Source organism: Streptomyces sp. NBC_01261 (assembly GCF_036226385.1).
Taxonomy (GTDB): domain Bacteria; phylum Actinomycetota; class Actinomycetes; order Streptomycetales; family Streptomycetaceae; genus Streptomyces.
Window position 1 is genome coordinate 6,828,453 of record NZ_CP108463.1, and the last position, 23,649, is coordinate 6,852,101.

The following is a 23,649-nucleotide window of genomic DNA, read 5'->3' on the forward strand; positions in this document are numbered from 1 at the left end:
ACTGCCCCGTTCTTCGTTCCTCGTCGAACGCTCGAACGCTTCCGTGCGCACTGTCTACGCCCGGTACTTGAACGCGGCAAGATGGCGTCCGCTGTCAAGTACGCGATCGTGATTGGGTCGTGACGTGGGGTTGTGTGGGCAACCTGTGAACGATCAGAGGAGCGACGGCACCTCCGCCGCCGACACCGAGCGCGTGGCCCGCTCCAGCGCGCTGGCCAGGAGCGCCAAGTCCGTCGGCCCGTTGCCCAGTTCGCGGACCGGGCGGCGGGCCGGCGGGTCGCCCATGCGCTGCCACTCCAGCGGCACGACCGTGGGCCGGAGCGTCGCCGTACGCGGGATACGGCCCGTCACACGGCCACCCTGGAACGGGGTCGCCCGCCCGTCCGGCAGCGTCAACCGGCCACGCCCCGGGGCGGGTTCGTCCGGCCCCTGGGTCGTCGCGTCGAGGCTGACCCGGAGGGTGATGTGCCGCGCGGGTTCGGTCTCGGACGTACGGGCCTCTACGGCGGCAGCCGCCACCAGGTGCACGCCGAGCCGCTCGCCCTCGCGGGCCACCGCCTCCAGTGCGCGTATCACCGACCCGGCCGCGGGACGCCCGGGGGAACCGAGCGGGGGCTTCACCAGCGCGTCCAGATCGTCGACCACCACGACGAGCCGGGGCAACGGCGGTGCCGCCTCGGTCTGTTGACGGGCCGCCGCCGACGGGCGCAGCCGGATCGTCGAACTGGTCGGGGACTCCAGATCCCCGGCACCGGACGTGCCGCGCTGGGAGATGATCCGCCCCGACACCTCGTGCCGCGAGTGCCACTCGACGAAGCCGATCCGGCCCAGCAACTCGGCCCGCCGCTTCAGCTCGGCGCTCAGCGACTGCGCGAACTCCCGCATGCGCACAGGGTCGTTGGCGGTGAGGTGGGTGGTGACATGCGGTACGTCCGTGCAGACCCGCAGCCCCTCGCCGTGCCCGCAGCTCGCGCCGACGCTGTCCCGCCCGTCCATCAGCACGATGCCGAGCCGGTCCGGGCGCTCGGCGGCGGCCAGGGACGCGACGACCGCCCGCAGCGACTCCGTACGGCCACTGCCCGGTGGGCCCTCGATCAGCAGATGCGGCCCCTCGGCGGCGAGGTCCGCGGTGACCGGCCCGCGCGGCCCGGCCCCGAGCACCGCCCAGGCCCGCCCGCCGACCGCGTCCTTGTCGTCCCCGGCATCCGCCCACCGCGTCAGCAGCGAGGCCGGGGTGGCCCGCGCCAGCCCCAACTCGTCCAGCAACCGCGCCGATTGAGGCAACGGCGCCGACACACGCGCGTGCCGTTCGTTCGCGGGCCCGTCCGTCCGGAGCGGCGCCAGCGCCCGCGCGAACCGCTCGGCCCAGGCGAGGGACACCGCGTCCACGGCGGCGATGGTGCCGTTCCCTACGGGGCCGGGGCGGGAGAGGGCGGGGTCGTGCCGGCCGAGGTGTGCCTGGTCGGGGTAGGGCTGTCCGAGGCCGGTCCGATCGGGGGCGGTGGCGGTCTGGTTGGGGCGCGATGCCGCTGTGCCGGGGCGGGATGCCTCCGTGCCGGTCCGCGGTGCTCCGGCTCCGTTTCGCGACGCTTCCGTACCGCCGGCCCGCGACGCTCCCGTACCGCCGTGCGCCACCCGCAACAGCCGTAGCGCCGTGGCGACATCACCGCTCAGCAGCGCGACCGCCCCGCACTCCCGGAACGTCGGCGCCGCCGCGCAGGCGGCCTCGTAGGTCTCCGTCACGGGGGACACGGGCGAGGCCGCCTCCGTCTCGGCGAGGCACACGACGTGGATACCGGCCCGGGGCCCTTCGTGGGCCAGCCGCGCCACCGCCTCGCGCACATCGGCGCCACCGGGATCACCGTCCACCACGAGCACGGTGTACGGCCCCACGAAACCGTCCGCCGAGCCGTCACCGTCGTCGGTGCGGGCCCACGCGGGACGGTGGGCGGCGCCACGGAGGGAATCGGCGGAACTGTCGGAGCCGGCGGGCCGGGGCCGGGTGGCGCCGGAGACCGGGTCGTCGGAGGTGCCGGAGCGGTGGTGGTGGGCGTCGTCGGTGGTGTGGTAGGTGGTCGGGGTGCCGGAGGTGCCCGTCGCCCCGCGCTGCTGACGGTCGTCGGCCGTGCGCCCCGCGGCGGCACTCAACTGGCCTTCGGCCGAACCGTGTTGTGAGGCGAGTGAACCGTGTGGTGCGGGGAGACCCGACCGTCCCTCCGCCGACCCGCGCTGCGCGCCGATGCCCGGAGTGCGACGGCCGGAGGCGCTGGAGGAGTTGGAGGCGCCCGAGGTGACACCCGGTCGCCCCCCGCCCCGCGCATCCATGACGTGGTCCTCAAGCCGCCGCAGCAGCTCATCAGTCCGGGCCGTCGCCTGTTCGCGGTCGTAGGCCAGCAGCAGTCGGCAGTCCTGGCCGTGTCCGGGGCGCAGGTGCGGCAGCCAGCCGAGCCAGGACCACTCGGCGGTTCGCTCGGCCACCGTACGCGCGCGGTCCGTGCTGATCAGCACGATCTCCAGGGCGTCGGGGGAGTGCAGCGCGGCGAGTTGGGCCACCACCGCGCGGGCCAGCCCCGAGAGCCGCGCGCGCGGACCGGCCAGGCCCAGTGCGCCGACCTCGCGGAGCCCGGCGGTCACCGGCACCGCGGGCAGCAGCGCCGAGCCGTCCGGAGTCGCCCGGTCCGCCGTGCCGAGCCGCACGGTGAGCGCCTCGGGGTGACCGGGGGCGCGCTCCCACAGGCGGGGGCCCGGGCCCAGGGCGGTGAGCAGCAGGGCCGCCGGATCGGGCCAGGTGTCGGGTTGCTGGAGGACGACGGGCGGGGGCGGCACGCTCTCGTCGGCGACCTCCTCGTCGTACGACGACTCGGGGTCCCCGGCCGTCGACTCGCCACGGCCGCCCGTCAGGCGCCGCGCCCACTTGCCGATGCCGCCGCGCCTGCGCACGCCCGGCGGCACGTCGGTGCCCTGGAGCGGGGTGCCCTTGCGTCCGCCGTGGGCGTCGTCGGTGTCGTCGTACGGGGGAATGCGGGAGGTCGTCGTAGGCGCGGAGAACAGGTCCTCGGCGCCCTCCGACCGCTCGTCGCCGAGAGGCTCGCCGAACACGCCGAAGCGGCCCGCGTGGGTGTCGCCGCCCTCGTGGACGCCCCGGTGCTCGATGCTCGGGGCGCTGCCCTGGCCCGGCACCACGAGGGGTTCGCCGCGGGAGTCGGCCGGGGTGCCGGGGGACACGCGCACGTGGCCCTCGCCGTCGGGGGCCGTCTCGGCGCGCGCTCCCGGGCCGCCGGACGGGGTCAGCCGCAGGGCCGACTCGCCGATGCGGAGCAACGCGCCCGGGGCGAAGCGCACAGGGCGGGTGCCCACGCGCGTGCCCGCCAGGGTCGTGCCGTTCGTCGAGCCCAGGTCGGCGACCGAGACGCGGCCTCCGGGGTCGACCGTCACCGCGCAGTGCAGCCGGGAGACGTCCGGGTCGTCCAGCGGGACGTCGGCGTCGGCGGAGCGGCCGATGTGGATCTGGCCGCCGTGCAGGAGGTGCACCCCGCCCGCGTCCGGGCCCGCGACCACATGGAGCCGGGTCGGGGCGTCGTCCAGCTCGGGATGTGCCTCGGGCTCGGCGGGGGCGCCCAGGGACAGCACCGCGCCGTCCGTCAGCGGCGGCTCGCCGAGGGTGCAGCGCTGGGTGTCGAGGCGCTCCACGCCCGCGTACAGCACGATCGGGCCGCCGGACTCACGGCTCCGCTCGGACTGCGACGCGGCCCCGTCGGCGGAGACCGCCGAGGCCAGCGCGGACGCCACCGCGGCCAGGGCCGTGCCGGCGGGCGCGGTGACCAGCACATCGCAACTCGCGGAGCGGCCCCGCGGCTGCGCGGGCGGCCCCAACGGGTCTACGACGGTCAGCCGGATCTGCATCGCCGTCAGCGGTCCCTTCTGCCCGGGCACGGAATTTCCCCCACCCCGCGCGAGCAATCGGCCAGTACTGCACGCATCCTCGCACCTGCCACTGACAACTCGCCCGGGGCCCGGTGGCAAGTGATCTTGATTGGTCAGCTCTGTCCCCAAAAGTGCCTGACCAGTGCCGCACCGGTGATCGAGTGAGACCGGTCATGTCCGCCTTCGGTGACCATTGGGGCAACCGGGAGACCGGGGAGAGCGTCTTTCCTTCGAACATGTACGGCGATGCTTACGTAGGTAGCCGCGAGAAGGGCGGCACTACAGTGGACCGGAACACAGGCAAGCAGCAGGGAGCGCAGACGTGCGGCCGGTAGGCAGCAAGTACCTCCTGGAGGAGCCACTCGGACGCGGCGCCACGGGCACCGTCTGGCGGGCCCGCCAGCGTGAGACCGCGGGCGCCGAGGCAGCCGTCCAGGGACAGCCCGGCGAGACCGTCGCGATCAAGGTTCTCAAAGAAGAGCTCGCGAACGATCCCGACATCGTGATGCGGTTCCTGCGCGAGCGGTCGGTGCTGCTGCGCCTGACCCACCCGAACATCGTCCGGGTCCGCGACCTGGTCGTCGAGGGTGATCTCCTGGCGCTCGTCATGGACCTCGTCGAGGGCCCCGACCTGCACCACTACCTGCGCGAGAACGGCCCCTTCAGTCCCGTCGGCGCGGCCCTGCTCACCGCGCAGATCGCCGACGCGCTGGCCGCCAGCCACGCCGACGGCGTCGTGCACCGCGACCTGAAGCCGGCGAACGTCCTGCTCAAGCAGGGCGGCGGCCAGATGTACCCGCTGCTCACCGACTTCGGCATCGCCCGCCTCGCCGACTCCCCGGGCCTGACCCGCACGCAGGAGTTCGTCGGCACGCCCGCGTACATCGCGCCGGAGTCCGCCGAGGGCCGCCCGCAGACCTCCGCCGTGGACATCTACGGCGCCGGCATCCTGATGTACGAGCTGGTCACCGGCCACCCGCCGTTCTCCGGCGGCTCGGCCCTCGAAGTCCTCCACCAGCACCTGAGCGCCGAACCGCGCCGCCCCTCGACGGTCCCCGACCCGCTGTGGACGGTCATCGAGCGCTGCCTGCGCAAGAACCCGGACGAGCGGCCCAGCGCCGAGAACCTCGCCCGCGCCCTGCGCGTCGTCGCCGAGGGCGTCGGCGTGCACGCGAACGCCGCGCAGATCGCCGCCGCCGAGAACGTCGGCAGGCTGCTGGCCCCCGACCCGGACCCCGCCGCCGTACCGGGCGTGCCCGGCGCCGCCGACCCGACGCAGGTCCTGTCGCACAGCGCGGGCGCCTACGACCCGAACGCGGCGACCAGCGTCCTCCCGCACACCAGCGGTCCGGTGGGCGCCGCCGACCCGACCACCGTGATGCCGAACCGCGGCGCGGCCGACCCGACCACGGTCATGCCGCAGAGCCAGGCAGGGCAGTACGGCCAGCAGAACCAGCAGAACCAGTCCGGCGGCCCCGAGCAGCCGCACCCCTGGCAGAACCAGCTCCGCGCGGCCCGCGACCGCAACGAACAGACCCAGTTCCAGCCCTACCTCGACCCGGGCGAGGACCCGCTGCGCCGCCGCCCCCAGCGCCAGGTCTCCCACCCGCAGCAGCAACCCCGCCAGGCCGCCCAGCAACGCCCGCAGCAGCGCCCCTCGCAGCGCCAGCAACCGCAGCGGCAGGGCGGCGGCTACGGCCATCCGCAGCAGCACCAGCCGCAGCAGTACGCCCCGCCGAGCCGCCAGCAGCCCCAGCGGCAGCCGGAGCCGACGCGCGAGCCCCGCCAGCCGCGGCAGCGCAGCGCCAACCCGATGAAGATCCCCGGACTGGGCTGCCTCAAGGGCTGCCTGTTCACGATCGTCCTGCTGTTCGTCGCGGGCTGGCTGGTCTGGGAGCTGACTCCGCTTCAGGACTGGATCGGCACGGGCAGGAGCTACTGGCACGAGATCAGCCACGTCGCCGGACAGGTGAGCGGCTGGGTCAAGGATCTGAGTTCCGCGACCGGCAACTGACGGGCAACCGACTCTCGACGCGACCGGCAACTGCCCCCCGAATCGCCCTTGTCGGACGCTGGCTTGGGGATTTGTCGACACCCAGTGGGTGATTTCCGCCTCGGCGGTGAAGGTTGGCTCATCCGACGCGTAGTTTTAGCGACACACGCGTCGGTAGGAGCAGCCTTGGCACGGAAGATCGGCAGCCGGTACACCGCCAACCAGATCCTGGGGCGGGGCAGTGCCGGCACGGTGTGGCTGGGTGAGGGACCCGAGGGGCCCGTCGCCGTCAAGCTGCTGCGCGAGGACCTCGCGTCCGACCAGGAACTCGTCGGACGCTTCGTGCAGGAGCGCACGGCCCTGCTCGGCCTGGAGCACCCGAACATCGTGTCCGTACGGGACCTGGTCGTCGACGGCAACGACCTCGCCCTCGTCATGGACCTGGTCCGGGGCACGGATCTGCGCACCCGCCTCGACCGGGAACGCCGGCTCTCCCCCGAGGCGGCGGTCGCGATTGTCGCCGACATCGCGGACGGACTCGCGGCGGCCCACGCGGCCGGCGTCGTCCACCGGGACGTGAAACCGGAGAACGTGCTCCTCGACATGCAGGGCCCGCTCGGCCCCGGCGGCGCGCACCCCGCCCTGCTGACCGACTTCGGGGTCGCCAAACTCATCGACTCCCCGCGCCGCACCCGCGCCACGAAGATCATCGGCACGCCCGACTACCTCGCCCCCGAGATCGTCGAGGGCCTGCCCCCGCGCGCGGCCGTCGACATCTACGCCCTGGCGACCGTCCTGTACGAACTCCTCGCCGGATTCACCCCGTTCGGCGGCGGCCACCCCGGCGCGGTCCTACGGCGCCACGTCACCGAGACCGTCGTACCGCTGCCCGGGATCCCCGACGAGCTGTGGCAGCTGATGGTCCAGTGCCTGGCGAAGGCCCCGGCCTCCCGCCTCCGCGCCTCCGAGCTCGCCGCCCGCCTGCGCGAACAACTGCCCCTGCTGGCCGGCATGCCCCCGCTGGACGTCGACGAGCCGGACACCGAGCAGGAGGAAGCGGAGCAGGAGGAGACCCCCGCGCCCGCGCCCGCGCGCAGCGAGCGGGTACGCCGGGGCGCCGTACCCCTGGTCCCCGGCGCCAAGCCCGCCGACTCCAACCGGGACACCCACACGTCGATGCGGGTCCCGGCACCGGACGAACTGGCGGGCGGCCCCCGCGGCACGGCCCGCGCCCCGCGCCCGGCGGGCGCCCCGCGCCCCGGCTCGGCCCGGCACCGCGCGGCCACGCGCCGTCGCCGGCTGACGCTGGCGGCGGCGGGCGTGGTGCTGGTCGCGGCGGTCGGGGTCGGCACGTGGGCGGCGACATCGGGCGACTCCGGTGGGGACTCCCCGGACACGAAGAACTCGGCACCGGCTTCGCCGTAAGGGGTCCGGGGGCGGAGCCTCCAGGGACGCCCGCCCCGGCGCCCGCTGGCCAGAGCCCCGTTTCAGGCCCGGCGCTGCCCGCTTGGCGGAGCCGTTACGCTGGAGGCGTGGCAGTCGTCGATGTATCCGAAGAGCTCAAGTCCCTCTCCTCGACCATGGAGTCGATCGAGGCCGTCCTGGACCTGGACACGCTGAGGGCAGATGTCGTCGTCCTTGAGGAGCAGGCGGCAGCGCCCTCCCTGTGGGACGACCCGGAGGCGGCGCAGAAGGTCACCAGCAAGCTGAGCCACCTCCAGGCCGAGATCCGCAAGACGGAGGCCCTGCGCAGCCGGATCGACGACCTCTCGATCCTCTTCGAGATGGCCGAGGAGGAGGACGACCCGGACACCCGCGCCGAGGCGGAGAACGAACTGACCGCCGTCAAGAAGGCGCTGGACGAGATGGAGGTCCGCACCCTCCTCTCCGGCGAGTACGACTCCCGCGAGGCCGTCGTCACCATCCGCGCCGAGGCCGGCGGCGTCGACGCCTCCGACTTCACCGAGAAGCTCCAGCGCATGTACCTGCGCTGGGCCGAGCGCCACGGCTACAAGACGGAGCTCTACGAGACGTCGTACGCCGAAGAGGCCGGCATCAAGTCGACCACCTTCGTCGTGCACGTGCCGTACGCCTACGGCACGCTCTCCGTCGAACAGGGCACCCACCGGCTGGTGCGGATCTCGCCCTTCGACAACCAGGGCCGCCGGCAGACCTCCTTCGCCGGTGTCGAGATCCTCCCGGTCGTCGAGCAGACCGACCACATCGAGATCGACGAGTCCGAGCTGCGCGTCGACGTGTACCGCTCCTCCGGCCCCGGCGGCCAGGGCGTCAACACCACCGACTCCGCGGTGCGCCTGACCCACCTCCCCACCGGCATCGTCGTCTCCTGCCAGAACGAGCGCTCGCAGATCCAGAACAAGGCGTCCGCGATGAACGTCCTCCAGGCCAAGCTCCTTGAGCGCCGCCGCCAGGAGGAGCAGGCGAAGATGAACGCGCTCAAGGGCGACGGCGGCAACTCCTGGGGCAACCAGATGCGTTCGTACGTCCTGCACCCGTACCAGATGGTCAAGGACCTGCGCACGGAGTACGAGGTCGGCAACCCCGAGGCCGTGTTCAACGGCGAGATCGACGGCTTCCTGGAGGCCGGAATTCGCTGGCGCAAGCAGCAGGAGAAGTAAGTTTGTCGACAAGGCAACTGCCGCCCACCGGGCGGTAGTTGCCTTTCGTGTATCCGGATGTCTGGGTTTTACATCACACTCACAGGTTCCATCTCCCAGCAAAGAACCCGTAGATGGACATTGCGCTCGCAACGGCCTTGACGTTGCTGTGAAAACTGGGAAGGGTGAAGCGTGGCATGCGTGTCTGCGGGGCGCATGTGAACCGGGGGGATCTCAGCTTTCGCCAGCCGCCACCCCCGTCGATCACGGCCCCGGACACCGACGCGCCACCCTGACGACGAGCTACTGGGGGTAGCAACCTAATGACCAAGAAGACGCGGATCCGTGTCGCGCGCATAGCGGCCGGCGCGATCATCGCCGCCGGCGCCTCGCTGACCGCCGCGGGTGCCGCATCGGCGCTCGACCTCGGTGTGACCGTGGACGGGAGCGGGGTCGGCGCGGACGTCAACGTCGACGACCCGACCACGCCGAGCACCCCGACGGACACGCCGACCGACGAGCCCACCGTCATCCCGACGGATGAGCCGACCTCGACGCCGCCGACGGACGAGCCGACCTCGACGCCTCCCACGGACGAGCCCACCGAGCCCACCGGCAACCCCACGGAGCCGACGGACGAGCCGTCCTCGGTCAGCCCCACGGACACCGCCACCAGCGGCTCCGGCACGGGCTCCACCGGCGGCAACAACACCGACCCCGACGGCGGCTCCTCCGCCCAGGAGGCGGGCACCTCCGCGCTCACCGACACCGGTTCCGACACGTCGGCCCAGGGCAAGGGCGGTGAGCTCGCCGAGACCGGTGCCGGCCAGACCACGTTCCTGCTGCTCGGCGCCGCGACGATGATCGCCGGCGGCATCGCCTTCCGCGTCCTGCCGCGCCTCGCGAGCAGCAACCGCGGCGGCACGATCGCCTGACGGTAGCCGTCCCCGTACGGACCGTACGCGCGTCGTACGACGAAGGGCCCGGAGCATGTCGCTCCGGGCCCTTCTGTATGTCCTTGTACAGGCCGCCTACGCGGTGACAGGCCGCCTATGCGGTCTGGTGCGCCACCAGCGCCAGCGCCGCGATCAACACCGCGAGCAGGGCGATCAGCGCCATGGGGTTGAGATTGCCCCACGGATTCTCCTGCTGCAGCCGCGCGCGGCTCGCACGGCAGACGGGACAACGGCCCTCGTTCACGGGCGCCGCGCAGTTCGCGCACACCAACCGGTCGTACGTCATGCGCTCGCCCTCCTTGCACCGGCTTTCACAGACACAACGCCGCGGGATACGAGAACGTTCCCGAACGTTCCCCTCCACTGTGCCAGGTTCCGCGGGATTCGGCGCGGCTCGCCTTATCCTGCCCCGACCCTGTGCGTTCCAGCCCTTCAAATCGGCGACAAAACGTGCAAGCGTCGCACAACCCCGGACGCCGACTGCGCGGGCACACCCGGGTCGCGTATGGTCACGCTCACCTACCCCCGGCTACCCGTGGTGCACCCGTGATCCGATTCGACAGTGTCTCCAAGGTCTACCCCAAGCAGACCCGCCCCGCCCTCAGGGACGTCTCCCTGGAAGTGGAGAAGGGCGAGTTCGTGTTCCTCGTGGGGTCCTCCGGCTCCGGAAAGTCCACCTTCCTGAGGCTGGTCCTCCGCGAGGAGCGGTGCAGTCAGGGCCAGGTGCACGTGCTGGGCAAGGACCTCGCCCGCATCTCCAACTGGAAGGTGCCGCAGATGCGCCGCCAGCTGGGGACCGTCTTCCAGGACTTCCGCCTGCTGCCGAACAAGACGGTCGCCGAGAACGTGGCCTTCGCGCAGGAGGTCATCGGCAAGTCCAAGGGCGAGATCCGCAAGTCGGTCCCCCAGGTGCTCGACCTCGTCGGGCTCGGCGGCAAGGAGGACCGCAGGCCGGGTGAACTCTCCGGTGGTGAGCAGCAGCGCGTGGCCATCGCGAGAGCCTTCGTGAACCGGCCCAAGCTCCTCATCGCGGACGAGCCCACCGGCAACCTCGACCCGCAGACCTCCGTCGGCATCATGAAACTGCTCGACCGGATCAACCGGACGGGCACCACCGTGGTGATGGCGACGCACGACCAGAACATCGTGGACCAGATGCGCAAGCGCGTCATCGAGCTGGAGGGCGGCCGTCTCGTCCGTGACCAGGCGCGTGGCGTCTACGGCTACCAGCACTGACAGCCGACCGACCGCCGTCTGATGTCCGTCCACGGAAAGGCCTGAAGAAGCCGCCATGCGCGCCCAGTTCGTACTCTCCGAGATCGGTGTCGGTCTCCGCCGCAACCTGACGATGACCTTCGCGGTCGTCGTCTCCGTAGCCCTGTCCCTGGCCCTCTTCGGCGGCTCGCTCCTGATGAGCGACCAGGTGACCACGATGAAGGGCTACTGGTACGACAAGGTCAACGTCTCGATCTTCCTCTGCAACAAGAGCGACGCCGAGTCCGACCCCAACTGCGCCAAGGGCGCGGTGACCGACGACCAGAAGAAGTCGATCGTCTCCGACCTCGACAAGATGGCCGTCGTCCAGAAGGTCGTCTTCGAGTCCCAGGACGAGGCGTACAAGCACTACAAGCAGCAGTTCGGCGACTCCCCGCTGGCCAGTTCCCTCACTCCGGACCAGATGCAGGAGTCGTACCGCATCAAGCTCAAGGACCCGGAGAAGTACCAGGTCATCGCGACGGCCTTCGACGGCCGCGGCGGCGTCCAGTCGGTGCAGGACCAGAAGGGCATCCTGGACAACCTCTTCGGCCTCCTGAACGGCATGAACTGGGCCGCCCGCGCGGTCATGGCGTTGATGCTGGTGGTCGCCCTGATGCTGATCGTCAACACGGTGCGTGTCTCGGCGTTCAGCCGGCGCCGCGAGACCGGCATCATGCGCCTGGTCGGCGCCTCCGGCTTCTACATCCAGGCCCCGTTCATCATGGAGGCCGCGGTCGCCGGCCTGATCGGCGGCACGGTCGCCTGCGGATTCCTGGTGGTCGGCCGGTACTTCATCATCGACCACGGCCTGGACCTGTCCCACAAGCTGAATCTGATCAACTTCATCGGCTGGGACGCCGTTCTGACGAAGCTCCCGCTCATCCTCGCGACGAGCCTCCTGATGCCCGCGCTTGCGGCGTTCTTCGCGCTGCGCAAGTACCTGAAGGTGTGACACATGCCAAGAGGGCCGTACGGGCAACCGCCCGTGCGGCCCTTCGCGTTGTCCTAGACTCACCGCCATGTCAGGTCGTGACCTGTTCTGTCAGCCCCGCCGCATCCGCCGCGGGGCCGCCCTGACATTGGTGTTCGCGAGTGTGCTGGTGGCCGGTGCGGCGGCCGGGTCGTTCGACGAACCCGGGCGGGCCGACCGGAAATCGGCTCCCGGTACGGCGCGTTCGGCGCACCTCGGACGTACCGAAGAGGTCGCGAAGGCCGCCGCCGAGGCCAAGGCCGACGGCAAGTCGCCCATGGAGGCCGCCGAGCGCGCCGTCAGCCGCAGCGGGGACCGGTGGGGTGCCGTGTACTCCCAAGGGGAGTACGAGGAGTTCGAGGAGGCCCTCGACGGCCAGTACACCGGCGTCGGGCTCTGGGCCCGCCGGGAGCGGGACGGCCGGATCGAGGTGACCCGTGTGCAGTCCGGGTCGCCCGCGGCCACCGCAGGGGTCCGCAAGGGCGACCGGCTGCGCAGCGTCGACGGGGAGAACGTCGACGGACAGCCCGTCACCGAGGTCGTCTCCTTACTACGGGGCGACGCCCAGGACGCCGCCGCCGGCACCGCCGTCACCCTCGGCCTGGAACGCGGCACGCACGCGTGGAGCGAGACCGTACGGCGCGCCCGCCTCTCCACCGACTCCGTGACCGTCCGCAGGCTCGCCGGTGAGGTCACCGTCATCAAGATCGCCGCGTTCACCAAGGGCGTCGGCGACCTCGTCCGCACCGCCGTACGACAGGCTCCCGCCGACTCCGCGTTCATCCTCGACCTGCGCGGCAACTCCGGCGGACTGGTCACCGAGGCCGTCACCACCGCCTCCGCCTTCCTCGACGGCGGCCTCGTCGCCACGTACGACGTCGACGGCCGGCAGCGCGCCCTGCACGCGGCCACCGGCGGCGACACCACCAGACCTCTGGTCGCGCTGGTCGACGGCGGCACGATGAGCGCGGCCGAGATGCTCACCGGCGCCCTCCAGGACCGCGGCCGTGCGGTCGTCGTGGGCTCCAGGACCTTCGGCAAGGGCTCGGTCCAGATGCCGAGCAAACTCCCCGACGGCGTCGTCGCCGAACTGACCGTCGGCCACTACCGCACCCCCTCCGGCCACACCGTCGACGGCCGGGGCATCACCCCCGACCTCGACGTCACCGCACAGGGACAGGCCGCCGTGGAGCGCGCCGAGACGGTGTTGAGCGGACTCGGGGACGCGTCGTAGGCGTTTGTGACGCCCGTCTGTAATCGCCTTTCCCTCGGACCCCCCTGTAGTGCGAAAATGGGCAGCACTATGAGCAAGGGAATGTACGTACCCAAGGAGTCCCAGCCCAAGCAGGGCGGCGGGGCCGCCGCCGGCAAGGCCAGGGACGGCGAGAAGGGCGGCAAGCGCAAGATCGTCGCCCAGAACAAGAAGGCCCGGCACGACTACGCGATCATCGACACCTACGAGGCCGGGATCGTCCTCTCCGGTACCGAGGTCAAGTCGCTGCGTGAGGGCCGGACCTCGCTGACCGACGGCTTCGTCCAGATCGACGGGGGCGAGGCGTGGCTGCACAACGCCCACATCCCCGAGTACCACCAGGGCACCTGGACCAACCACTCCGTGCGCCGCAAGCGCAAGCTGCTGCTGCACCGCGAGGAGATCGACAAGCTGGAGTCCAAGATCCAGGAGACGGGTCACACGATCGTGCCCCTCGCCCTGTACTTCAGCAACGGCCGGGCCAAGGCCGAGATCGCCCTCGCCCGAGGCAAGAAGGAGTACGACAAGCGGCAGACCCTGCGCGAGAAGCAGGACCGCCGGGAGTCGGACCGCGCGATCGCGGCGGCGAAGCGGAAGCAGCGCGGCGAGTAGCCACGAGGAATACGGTGGCCTCGCCGTGCGTTGGTCACGTACGATGGCGACTGCACCCCACAGCGGGTGTGTATCCCTCTCCGGAGGGGCTTGAAAAAACAACATGGGGATGATCGGTTTCGACAGCGGATGTCGAAGCAGGTGAAGCGTGTCGAGGAAGCGGCAATGATCTCGTTAACCATATGTCGCAACCAATAATCGCCAATTCCAAGAGCGATTCCCAGTCCTTCGCCCTCGCTGCCTAATAACAGCGACTGAAGGACCCTAAAAGGGTGTCAGCCCGGGAGTGTTCCCGACCCGGACCCTGGCATAATCTAGGGAACTAAACCATCGAGCCCGGTCACGGGGTTCGATGGGAAATCAAACAGTGACTGGGCCCGTCGGCGACTTGTTCGCGTGATCACCGGGGCCGAGAAAATCACAGCGAACTGCACACGGAGAAGCCCTGATTCTGCACCGGTGGACGCGGGTTCGATTCCCGCCATCTCCACTCATCCCATGTTTGTGATTGAGCACAATGGTAAAGCCCCCTGCCGCTTCGGCGGCAGGGGGCTTTTTCCTGTCACTGAATGGCGAAGGTCGCCATTCGCAGCCCGTCGCTCAGGACCAGGTACACGTCCGTACGACCCTTCGCCGCACCCGACAGGTCGGCGGTCACCGTCTCATAGTCGTACGACGACGCCGTCCCGCCCGCACGTGCCGTACCGACGAGCCTGCCGGTCGGAGAGCCCAGCCGGACCTCGACCGTGCCGGCGCCCGTACCCGCCACCCGGGCCGTGAACTTCGTTGCCCCCGCACCCAGTTGCGTATCCGCGAACTTCAGCCACGCCCCGTCCGCAGCCGCACCCACCGCCGTCCCGCTCGCCTTCGACTCGTCCATGAGGTGAATGCCGGAGTAGTCGTCGAAGGTCTCGGCGCGGGTCGTCCGGGACAGGTTCCGGGGTGGAATGGTCTCCCCGTGGACGCGCCAGGTCGTACGGGCGCGGATGTCCGCCGACGACGCTCCGGCCATGACGTCGTACGTGCCGCTTTCCACCGCCCATTTCGAGCGGGTGACGTCCCAGTGCGCGAGGTCTTTCCGCTGGATTTCCAGGCGGACCGTTTTTGTCTCGCCCGGTTTCAAGGAAACCCGCCGGAAGGCCTTCAATTGCTTCAGGGGTTCTTTGTCGCGGGATGTGCGCTGGTGTGTGTAGAGCTGTACGACCTCGTCGCCGGCCCGCGTTCCCGTGTTCGTCACCGGGACCTCGTACCCGCCGGTGACGGGCTTCAGGGCGCCGTAGCGGAAGGTCGTGTACGAGAGGCCGTAGCCGAAGGGATAGAGCGGGGTGCCCTGGAAGTACTCGTACGTGCGGTCGGACTTGATGATGTCGTAGTCGAGGATCGACGGGAGGTCCGACTCCGAGCGGTACCAGGTCTGGGTGAGGCGGCCGGACGGGTTGACGTCGCCGTAGAGGACGTCGGCCAGGGCGTTGCCCGTCTCCTGGCCCGCGTGGGAGGTCCAGAGGAGGGCCGGGACCTCCTTCCGCAACGCGCCCAGCGTGGTGGGGTAGCTGTTCTCGACCACCACCACCGTCTTCGGGTTGGCCGCGTGGACCGCCCTGACCAGGGTCTCCTGGGTCGGGGCCAGGGCCATGTCGGTGCGGTCGTGGGCCTCGCGGCCGTTGATCGACGGCATGGAGCCGATGACGACGACCGCCGTGTCCTTGCCCTTGACCGCCGCCACCGCGTCGGCGACTCCGCTGCGGACCACGTCCTTCGCGTAGTGCGCGGCCTGGTCCTTGGAGACCAGGCCCAGGGTGCCGTTCGCGTCGGTCGGGCCGAGGTAGAGGGGGCTCGACCACCAGGACTCCGACGTTTCGTAGCCCGCGTACTTCAGCAAGTACGTTCCGTCGTCCTGCTGTTCCAGCTTGAACTGCTGCTGGACGTACCAACCGTTGGGCTGCGTCTGGTCGTTGACGAAGTTGGACCAGTTGTAGCCGACGTATTTGCCGTTGGCGGCAGAGCGCAGGGTGACGATGCCGGAGCCCCAGTCGAAGGCGTCGAACTGGGCCGCTGTCGTAGGGGTGTTGGTGGTCTCCTGCAAGGGCGCGCCGGTGTCGCCGGTGCCCGCCGTGACGTACTTGCCGGTTGCCGTGTCGCGCAGGGCGATGCGGTCCACGCCCTCGCTGGTCGTGACACCGGTGCCGAGTTTCGTGGCGATGCCCTGTGCGGGGGTGACGGCGTAGGGGAGGGTGCCCGAGTACCAGTCGGTGTAGAGGGTGTCGGCGAGAGGGCCGACCACTGCTACGTTTTTCTGTGACACTTTCAGTGGAAGTGTCACACTTTTTTTGAGCAGCACCATTCCCTCGGCCGCCGCCTTGCGCGCCAGCTGCTGATGGGCCGGGCTGTTGATGACGGACGCGTCGATCGAGCCGTACTTGCCGCCGCCCGGGTCGAATTCACCGAGTCGGACGCGGACGGAGAGGATGTGGGAGACGGCCGTGTCGATGTCCGAGGGCTTCAACAGGCCTTGTTGGAGAGCCGAGTTGATGGCCGTCGTCGTCGGGCCGGGGTCGGCGCTGTTGTCCGTGAAGCTGTCTACGCCGGCCTTGAGCGCGGCAGCGTCGCCCTCCGTGACGCTGGGGTAGTACTGCTGCGGGGTGACGAGGTTGCCGGGGGCGAAGGCGTCGGTGACGTTCAGCAGGCTCTGGTCGGTCCACTTCCGTACGACGTCGTTCAGGTCCGGATTCACCGTGCTGGGGCGACCGTTGACCAGGTTGTACGACGTCATCACGCCCGTGGCCGCGTCCGCCTCGATGGCCGGTTTGAAGGCCGCCTCGTCGTACTCCTTCTCCACCCGGGGGCGGAGATCGGAGGACGTGGTCGCGCGGTCGACCTCGTTGTCGTAGGCGAGGTAGTGCTTCAGGGTGGGGGCCGTCTTGAGATGGTTCGGGTCGCCGCCGGTCAGGCCCTCGCCGTAGGCCGTCGAGAGGGCGCCGGTGAGTTCCGGGTCCTCGCTGTAGCCCTCCTCGTTACGGCCCCAGCGCGGGTCGCGGAGGAGGTTCACCACCGGGGCCCAGAGGTTCAACCCCCATCCGTCCGGGCGCTGTTGCTGGAAGCCGCGGGCTTCGTCGCCGACCGCCGAACCGACCTGCCGCATCAGCGCCGGGTCCCAGGTCGAGGCGAGTCCGATGGCCTGCGGGAAGTCGGTGGCTCTGCCGAGCCAGGCGACGCCGTGCAGGGCCTCGGTGCCGGTGCGGAAGGACTGGATGCCGAGGCGTGGGATCGCGGGCTCGTACTGGTGGAGGAGGGAGATCTTCTCGTCGAGGGTCAGTCGGGACAGGAGGTCGTCAACGCGCTTGCCCACCGGGAGAGTTGGGTCGCGGAAGGGGTACGGCGTGTCGGCCGTCGCCGGGGCCGTGGCTCCCAGACCGGCGATCAGGGCGAAGGCGACGACGAGGGTGGTTCGGTGTCTTCTCGTGCTGTGTCTTCTTCTCTTGCCTTTCATGTCATGGCTCCTCAAGTAGGGCCTTGCCTGCGGGCATTACCGAACTCGGAGACCTCAGGGCGCGTTGCGCGGTGCCGTGCTCGCGCGTTCCGTCAGCCGGGGGGACAGGAGCGTCGCGTCGGGCACGGTCTTGCCGCCCAGCTTCCGCATCAGCAACTCGACGGCCCTGGAACCGAGTTCGGCGGTCGGAAGGGCGACCGACGTGACCGGGACCCGTACGGACTCGGCGAGTTCGTCGGGGCAGATCGCGGTGATCGACAGATCGCCGGGGACGCGCAGTCCGAGGTGCTCGAAGGCGTCGATGAGGGGTTCCAGGAGCGGCTCGTTGTGGACGACGACTCCGGTCAACGCGGGCTGTTCGCGCAGCAGTTGCTCCGCTACGGCGGCTGCCGCGGCCGGTGCCGCCTCACAGGGGTGGACGGAGGAGGCGAGCCGGTTGCGGTCGGCGGCGGCCGTGAAGCCCTGAACGACCCGCTGGGCGAAGGCGGTTCCGCGGACGTACACCTCGGGCGGTGAGCCGACGAGGGCGACGACCCGGTGCCCGAGCCCCGCGAGCCGTTCCACGCACAGCTCGCCGGCCGCCTTGAAGTCGAGGTCGATACAGGTCAGCCCGTCCGCCTCGGCGGGAAAGCCGATCATCACGGACGGCCGGTCCAGGGAACGGAGCAACGGCAGCCGGGGGTCGTCGAGTTGGACGTCCATCACGATCATCGCGTCGACCAGTGCGGTGTCCGCGACCCGCCGCAAGCCCTCCTCGCCCTCCTCCTGGGTGAGCAGCAGGACGTCGTGGTCGTGGCGGCGGGCGGTGGTCACCACGGACACCGCGAACTGCATGACGACCGGGACGTGGATACCGGTCCGTAAGGGGATCACCAGGGCCAGGACGTTGGACCGGCTGCTGGCCAGGGCGCGGGCGCCGGCGTGCGGCCGGTAGCCCAGCTCGCGGATGGACGCCTCGACACGCAGCCGGGTCTCCTCGGAGATCGGGCGCTTGCCGCTCAGGGCGTACGACACGGTGCTGGGGGAGACACCGGCGTGCCGGGCCACATCCGTGATCTTCACCATCAGCCCAGCTCCAGGGTCAGGAACCCGCTGCCCGACTTCGACCGCGAACCGGCGGCCAGCGCCCACGAGATGGACGGATCACTGCAGGACGCCCGGAGCGTGTCCCCTTCCCGTACGACCGTGAAGGTCACCTCGCCGACCGACACCGTCACCTGCGCGCCCCGCCCCAGGTCGTACGCCCGCAGGGTGACGCCGTCCGTGTAGTCGTAGTCGGGCCGGTCGGACACCGCGCCGACCGGGATCACCGCGCCCGGCCGGACCAGGAGTGGCACGCTGTCGAAGCCGTGCTTCTCGCGCACCCAGCGCGGTCCGGTGACCGTCCGGCCGGTGAGGTAGTGGGTCCAGGTGCCCTCGGGGACGTAGTAGGAGACGTCCCCGTCGTCGCTGAACACCGGTGCGACCAGGAGATCCGGGCCGAGCATGTACTGCCGTTCCAGGTGCGTGCACCCGGGGTCGTCCGGGAACTCCAGCACCATCGCCCGCATCATCGGCACGCCCTCGGCGGAGGCGGTGCGCGCGGTCTCGTAGAGGTACGGCATGAGGCTCAGCTTCAGGCGGGTGAACTGCCTTAGTACGTCCACGGATTCCTCGTCGAAGAGCCACGGGACGCGGTACGACGAGCTGCCGTGCAGGCGGCTGTGGGAGGACAACAGGCCGAAGGCCAGCCAGCGTTTGAAGAGGGCGGGGGTCGGGGTGCCCTCGAAGCCGCCGATGTCGTGGCTCCAGTAGCCGAAGCCGGACAGGCCGAGCGAGAGGCCGCCGCGCAGCGACTCGGCCATCGACTCGTACGTCGCCTCGCAGTCGCCGCCCCAGTGGACGGGGTACTTCTGGCTGCCGGTTGTGGCCGATCGGGCGAAGACCACGGCCTCGCCCTCGCCCCGGTGCTTGCGCAGCACGTCGAAGACGGTGCGGTTGTAGAGGTAGGTGTAGTAGTTGTGCATCCGCTCGGGGTCCGCGCCGTCCGCGTAGGCCACGTCGACGGGGACGCGCTCGCCGAAGTCGGTCTTGAAGCAGTCGACGCCCTGCGCGAGGAGCGCCTCCAGCTTTCCGGCGTACCAGTCGCGGGCGGCCGGACTCGTGAAGTCGACCAGGGCCATGCCCGGTTGCCACAGGTCCCACTGCCAGACGCTGCCGTCCGGTCGGCGGAGGAGGTGCCCAAGTGCCTTGCCCTCGGCGAAGAGTGGCGAGCGCTGGGCGATGTACGGGTTGATCCAGACGCTGATGTGCAGGCCTTTGGCCTTGAGCCGGGTGAGCATGCCCTCCGGGTCGGGGAAGACCCTCGGGTCCCACTGGAAGTCGCACCAGTTGAACTCGCGCATCCAGAAACAGTCGAAGTGGAAGACGGAGAGCGGGAGTTCACGCTCCCGCATGCCCTCGATGAACGACGTCACCGTCTCCTCGTCGTAGGAGGTGGTGAACGACGTCGACAGCCACAGGCCGAACGACCAGGCGGGCGGGAGGGCCGGGCGGCCGGTGAGGGCGGAGTACTTGCGGAGGATGTCCTTGGGGGTCGGGCCGTAGATGACGTAGTACGTCAACTGCTGGCTCTCCACGCTGAATTGGACCCGGGACACCGCCTCCGAGCCGACCTCGAAGGACACCTTTCCGGGGTGGTCGACGAAGACGCCGTAGCCCGCGTCGGTCAGGTAGAAGGGGACGTTCTTGTAGGCCTGTTCGGTGGCGGTGCCGCCGTCGGCGTTCCACATGTCGACGACCTGACCGTTCTTGACGAGCGGGCCGAAGCGTTCGCCGAGTCCGTAGACGGAGGTGCCCACGTGGAGCCCGAGCTGCTCGCGGAGGTAGTGGGCGCCGGTCGCGTCGCGCATGATGCCCATGCCCTTGGGACCGCTGCTGGTGAGGGTGCGGCCGTGGGCGAGGAAGTCGACGTGCCAGGGGCCGGTGCGGGCCACCTTGACCGAGAGCGCGCCGGAGGTGAGGGTCGCGTGTTCGTCGTCGTAGGAGGTGTGTACGGCGAACTCCTCCTTCTGCACGTCGAACTGGGGGCCGCGCGGCTGTTCGCCCTCGAAGTGGGTGAAGGTGACGCCGATGATGTCGGGCATCGGGGCGTGGGCGCTGATCGTCACGACCGGTCCCTTCAGCAGGTCGCCGCGGTGGCGGATCGGCATGGTCGGCGCGTGGATCTCCAACGCCCCGTCCGGAGCGGTGACATCGAGGACCTCGACCGGGTGGGCGGCGGTGACGCCCTCGCGCAGCAGCCAGTAGCCGTCGGTGAACTTCATGTGGGGGTCCCCTTGCTACTTGACGGCACCCACGGCGATGCCGCGTGTGAGGGTCCGCTGGAAGACGAGGAAGAAGACGATGGCGGGCAACACACCCAGCAGGGCAGCCGCGTTGGTCATCGTGGCGTCCATCAGACGCTGGCCCTGGAGGACGCCGAGGGCCACCGACACGGTCTGGTTGTCGTTGGAGATGAGCATGACCAGGGGGAGCAGGAACTCGTTCCAGGTCCAGATGAAGAAGAAGACCAGCAGGACGCCGATGGTCGGGCGGCTGACCGGGACCACGATCCGCCACAGCACCTGCCACTTGTTGGCACCGTCGATCCGGGCCGCTTCGAGGATCTCGCGGGGGAACTGGCCGAGCACGGAGGAGAGGAGGTACGTGCCGAACGCCGCCTGGATCACCGTGAAGACGATGATGACGCTCAACCTCGTGTCGTACAGGCCGACTTGCTTGCTCAGGTAGTAGATCGGGTAGACCAGCGCCTCCTGCGGCAGCATGTTGGCGAGGACGAAGAAGGCCAGCACCCACGTGCGGCCTTTGATACGGCCGATGCCGATCGCGTACGCGTTGAGGACGGAGAGGGCGGCGGCGAGGAGGGCCACCGAGCCGCTGATCAGGGCCGAGTTGAAGAGTTTCTGGCCGTAGTCGACGCGCTGCCAGAAGTCCTTGAGGCCGTCCAGGTAGAGGCCCTGGGGGAGGCTGAGAGGGCCGTGTTCGGAGTACTCGGCCGGTGACTTCACGGCATTGACCACGACGATCAGGAACGGCACGACCATGAAGAGGGCCGCGAGGCACAGGGCGATCAGTACGGGGTAGCGGCGCAGGGCGGTCGTCATGTTCGGGCCCCTTCCTCGGCGTCCTCCGCGCGGGTCTGGAGTTTCAGGAAGGCGAGGGAGAGCACCAGGATGATCACCGTCAACACCGTTGATATCGCGGCTCCGTAGCCGACCTGGGTCTTCTCGAAGAACGTGGTGAAGGAGAAGTAGGACGGGACGTCGGTCGCGCCGCCCGGACCGCCCTTCGTGAGGACGTACACCGCGCCGAACACCTTGAGCGCCGCGATCGTGCACCAGGTGAGGACGACGTATATCTCCGGGCGGATCTGCGGCAGCGTGATGTGCCAGAAGCGGCGCCACCAGCCGGCGCCGTCCAGCTCGGCCGCCTCGTAGAGCTGCGGGTCCACGCGTTGCAGGCCCGCCATGAACACCACGAGCGGGAAGCCGAGTTGGACCCAGACCATGACGCCCATGACGCTGTAGAGCGCGATGTCGGGGTCACCCAGCCAGTCCTGCTGCCAGGAGCCCAACCCGACTGCTTTCAGAAGGGCGTTGAGGGAGCCGTTGTCGGGGGCGAGGATCCAGCTCCAGACGATGCCGGCCACCGCGATCGGGAGCACCTGGGGGAGGTAGAAGCAGGCGCGGAGGATCGCGGCGATGCGGGTGCCGAAGTGTTTGGCTATGTAGTCGAACAGGGCGGCGGCCAGGACGAGTCCGACCAGTGTCGGTACGGCTGCCATTGCCACGACCATGAACAGGCTGTGGCGGAAGGACGCCCAGAACTCCGAATCGTCCAGCAGGTCACGATAGTTGGCGAGGCCGGTCCACTTGGGGTCGCCCACGCCCTGCCAACTCGTGAAGCTCACGGCCGTGTTCATCAGGAAGGGGATGACGATCACGGCGAGGGCGGCGAGGGCGCCGGGGAGGAGGAAGAGGGCGTAGGAGTTGCGGGGGTGGGGGCTACGAGGGTCGCGCGGGCCGGGGTGTCGGTTCCTGCGGGTGGCCCGCGCGCCCTTCTCGACGGTGACCGTCATGTCGACGGGACGCCCTTGTCGTACGCCTTCTGCAGGTTGCTGAGATAGGCGTCCGGCTTCTCGCTGTTCGTGATCAGCTTCTGGGTCTCGGAGACGAGGACGTCGTAGAAGCCGGGGACCGGCCAGTCCGGGTAGAAGGCGAGGCCGTCGCGGGCGGAGACGGTGTTGAAGTTGGCGATGAGTTCCTTGGACTTGGGGTCGGTGATCGCGGAGGTGTCGGCCGCGACCGGGATGCCGCCCTTGTTGCCCATCAGGTTCTGGATCTTCTTCGACAGGGTGATGTCGATGAAGTCGTAGGCGAGTTGCTTGTTCTTGGCGCCCTTGGGGACGACCCAGATGTTGCCGCCGGAGCCGAGGGTGAGGTTCGAGCCGGGCCAAAGCGTCGTGTCCCAGTCGAACTTGGCCTCCGTCTGGAAGCGGCCGTACCACCAGCTGCCGGAGAAGAGGATCGGGGCCTTGCCCTGGATCCAGGAGACTCCGGCGTCCTCGGCCTTGGTGGAGCTGGAGGTCTTGGCGATGTAGCCCTTCTTCACCCAGTCGGCGAAGGTGGTCGCCGCGTAGGTCCAGGCCGGGTCGTGGAAGTCCGTCTTGCCCTTGTACAGCTCGTACTTGTCGACCCAGGCGCGGTCGGCCTTCGAGAGTGCCAGTTGGTAGAGGTACTGCTGGGCCACGTACTCGGCGCCGGCGTTGGCGAGGGGGGTGATGCCCTTCGCCTTGAACTCGCCCAGGGCGGTGGTCAGTTCGTCGAACGTCTTCGGTTCGGCGATCTTGTACTTCTTGAAGAGGGCCTTGTTGTAGTAGACCATCGTGTACTCGCCGTAGTCCGTGACGCCGTACCACTTGCCGGAGCCCATCACCCCGTCGGTGTTGTAGACGTCTGTCGTGCCTACGCTCGCCGGGATCTTCTTGTCCCAGCCGCGTGACTTCGCCTCGGCGGTGAGGTCTGTGAGCAGGCCTTGTTTCGAGAGCAGGCCTGCCGTCGCGTTGCCTTTGTTGTACTCCATGATGTCCGGGGCGTCCGAGGAGTTGAGGACCATGGGGGCCGTCTTCTGGATCTGCTCGAAGCCTTTCTCCTCGAACTTCACCTTGACGCCCGGGTGTTGGGCCTCGAACTCCTTGATGGCCTCGTTCCAGGCGACGCCCATCGCGCTGTCGGGACCCTCGTAGTGCCAGAGCTTGAGGGTTTTGCTGTCCGAGGAGTTGCTGTCGGAGCCGCCGCAGGAGGTGAGGAGCAGGGATCCGGTGAGGATCAGTGCGGCTGTCGTTGCTCGCCGTTGTGTCGTCAGCATCCAGTGCCTCCAGGGGAGTCGGAGGGGATCGAATCGATTCGACGGAAGGTGTCGAAGCGCTTCGATGAAGGAAGGTATGTAGGGGCTGTGAGGGCGTCAATGGGTGCGGCAGGGATTGGGGCAAGCGGTTCGATGGGTTTGTGGGTGGGTGCGGGTCCGGTGGGGGCTGGTC

At 69.7% G+C, this 23,649-nt stretch carries 16 protein-coding genes and 1 other RNA gene; 9 read left to right on the forward strand and 8 right to left on the reverse strand.

The features are described 5' to 3' along the window. Nucleotides 1-153: 153 nt before the first annotated feature. Nucleotides 154-3,903: an FHA domain-containing protein gene (locus tag OG226_RS30365; RefSeq protein ID WP_329353551.1), complete on the reverse strand. Its 3,750-nt coding sequence runs from the start codon at nucleotides 3,901-3,903 to the stop codon at nucleotides 154-156. Nucleotides 3,904-4,246: 343 nt separating this feature from the next. On the opposite strand from OG226_RS30365, the gene OG226_RS30370 reads away from it, so the two are divergent. The 4 genes from OG226_RS30370 (at nucleotide 4,247) to OG226_RS30385 (ending at nucleotide 9,470) form a co-directional block, all read left to right on the forward strand. Continuing rightward, nucleotides 4,247-5,938 (forward strand): serine/threonine-protein kinase, encoded by a 1,692-nt coding sequence (locus OG226_RS30370; RefSeq protein ID WP_329350629.1) that lies wholly within the window; start codon nucleotides 4,247-4,249, stop codon nucleotides 5,936-5,938. Nucleotides 5,939-6,103: 165 nt separating this feature from the next. Continuing rightward, the gene (locus tag OG226_RS30375) at nucleotides 6,104-7,342 is read left to right on the forward strand and encodes a serine/threonine-protein kinase (RefSeq protein ID WP_329350630.1); all 1,239 of its coding nucleotides are present in this window, start codon (nucleotides 6,104-6,106) and stop codon (nucleotides 7,340-7,342) included. 107 nt (nucleotides 7,343-7,449) lie between these two features. Next, entirely contained in the window at nucleotides 7,450-8,556 is a 1,107-nt protein-coding gene (prfB, locus tag OG226_RS30380; RefSeq protein WP_328682930.1) for a peptide chain release factor 2, read from the forward strand. 302 nt (nucleotides 8,557-8,858) lie between these two features. Beyond that, entirely contained in the window at nucleotides 8,859-9,470 is a 612-nt protein-coding gene (locus OG226_RS30385; RefSeq protein ID WP_328682931.1) for a hypothetical protein, read from the forward strand. A 115-nt stretch (nucleotides 9,471-9,585) separates the two neighbouring features. On the opposite strand, the gene OG226_RS30390 is transcribed toward OG226_RS30385, so the two are convergent. Beyond that, a complete protein-coding gene (locus OG226_RS30390; RefSeq protein ID WP_328682932.1) occupies nucleotides 9,586-9,777 on the reverse strand; it encodes a hypothetical protein in 192 nt (63 codons plus the stop codon). 260 nt (nucleotides 9,778-10,037) lie between these two features. Here OG226_RS30390 and ftsE point away from each other — a divergent pair, with 260 nt between their 5' ends. The 5 genes from ftsE (at nucleotide 10,038) to ssrA (ending at nucleotide 14,075) form a co-directional block, all read left to right on the forward strand. Further along, on the forward strand, nucleotides 10,038-10,727 hold the full coding sequence (gene ftsE / locus OG226_RS30395) for a cell division ATP-binding protein FtsE (RefSeq protein WP_019065989.1): 690 nt from the start codon (nucleotides 10,038-10,040) through the stop codon (nucleotides 10,725-10,727). 55 nt (nucleotides 10,728-10,782) lie between these two features. Further along, a complete protein-coding gene (gene ftsX / locus OG226_RS30400) occupies nucleotides 10,783-11,700 on the forward strand; it encodes a permease-like cell division protein FtsX (RefSeq protein WP_327403619.1) in 918 nt (305 codons plus the stop codon). Nucleotides 11,701-11,767: 67 nt separating this feature from the next. After that, complete coding sequence (locus OG226_RS30405) at nucleotides 11,768-12,952, forward strand: S41 family peptidase (protein ID WP_329350632.1); 1,185 nt, start codon at nucleotides 11,768-11,770, stop codon at nucleotides 12,950-12,952. Between the two features lie 81 nt (nucleotides 12,953-13,033). Continuing rightward, complete coding sequence (gene smpB, locus OG226_RS30410) at nucleotides 13,034-13,582, forward strand: SsrA-binding protein SmpB (RefSeq protein WP_328686472.1); 549 nt, start codon at nucleotides 13,034-13,036, stop codon at nucleotides 13,580-13,582. Between the two features lie 105 nt (nucleotides 13,583-13,687). Next, nucleotides 13,688-14,075: a transfer-messenger RNA gene (ssrA, locus tag OG226_RS30415) on the forward strand. Nucleotides 14,076-14,144: 69 nt separating this feature from the next. On the opposite strand, the gene OG226_RS30420 is transcribed toward ssrA, so the two are convergent. The 6 genes from OG226_RS30420 to OG226_RS30445 are packed head-to-tail and all read right to left on the reverse strand — an operon-like array spanning nucleotide 14,145 to nucleotide 23,477. Further along, nucleotides 14,145-17,069, reverse strand: coding sequence for a glycoside hydrolase family 3 protein (locus tag OG226_RS30420; RefSeq protein WP_329350633.1), 2,925 nt, complete (start codon nucleotides 17,067-17,069; stop codon nucleotides 14,145-14,147). Nucleotides 17,070-17,123: 54 nt separating this feature from the next. Further along, complete coding sequence (locus tag OG226_RS30425) at nucleotides 17,124-18,134, reverse strand: LacI family DNA-binding transcriptional regulator (RefSeq protein WP_329350635.1); 1,011 nt, start codon at nucleotides 18,132-18,134, stop codon at nucleotides 17,124-17,126. Further along, on the reverse strand, nucleotides 18,134-20,374 hold the full coding sequence (gene yicI, locus OG226_RS30430) for an alpha-xylosidase (RefSeq protein ID WP_443044807.1): 2,241 nt from the start codon (nucleotides 20,372-20,374) through the stop codon (nucleotides 18,134-18,136). The genes OG226_RS30425 and yicI overlap by 1 nt, the downstream gene beginning before the upstream one ends. 15 nt (nucleotides 20,375-20,389) lie before the next feature. Then, nucleotides 20,390-21,214 carry a carbohydrate ABC transporter permease gene (locus OG226_RS30435; RefSeq protein ID WP_328682936.1) on the reverse strand — a complete coding sequence of 275 codons (825 nt, stop codon included), beginning with the start codon at nucleotides 21,212-21,214 and terminating at the stop codon, nucleotides 20,390-20,392. After that, nucleotides 21,211-22,188 (reverse strand): carbohydrate ABC transporter permease, encoded by a 978-nt coding sequence (locus tag OG226_RS30440; protein ID WP_329350637.1) that lies wholly within the window; start codon nucleotides 22,186-22,188, stop codon nucleotides 21,211-21,213. Before OG226_RS30440 ends, OG226_RS30435 begins: the two co-directional genes overlap by 4 nt. Further along, complete coding sequence (locus OG226_RS30445; protein ID WP_329350638.1) at nucleotides 22,185-23,477, reverse strand: ABC transporter substrate-binding protein; 1,293 nt, start codon at nucleotides 23,475-23,477, stop codon at nucleotides 22,185-22,187. Before OG226_RS30445 ends, OG226_RS30440 begins: the two co-directional genes overlap by 4 nt. Nucleotides 23,478-23,649 lie beyond the last annotated feature (172 nt).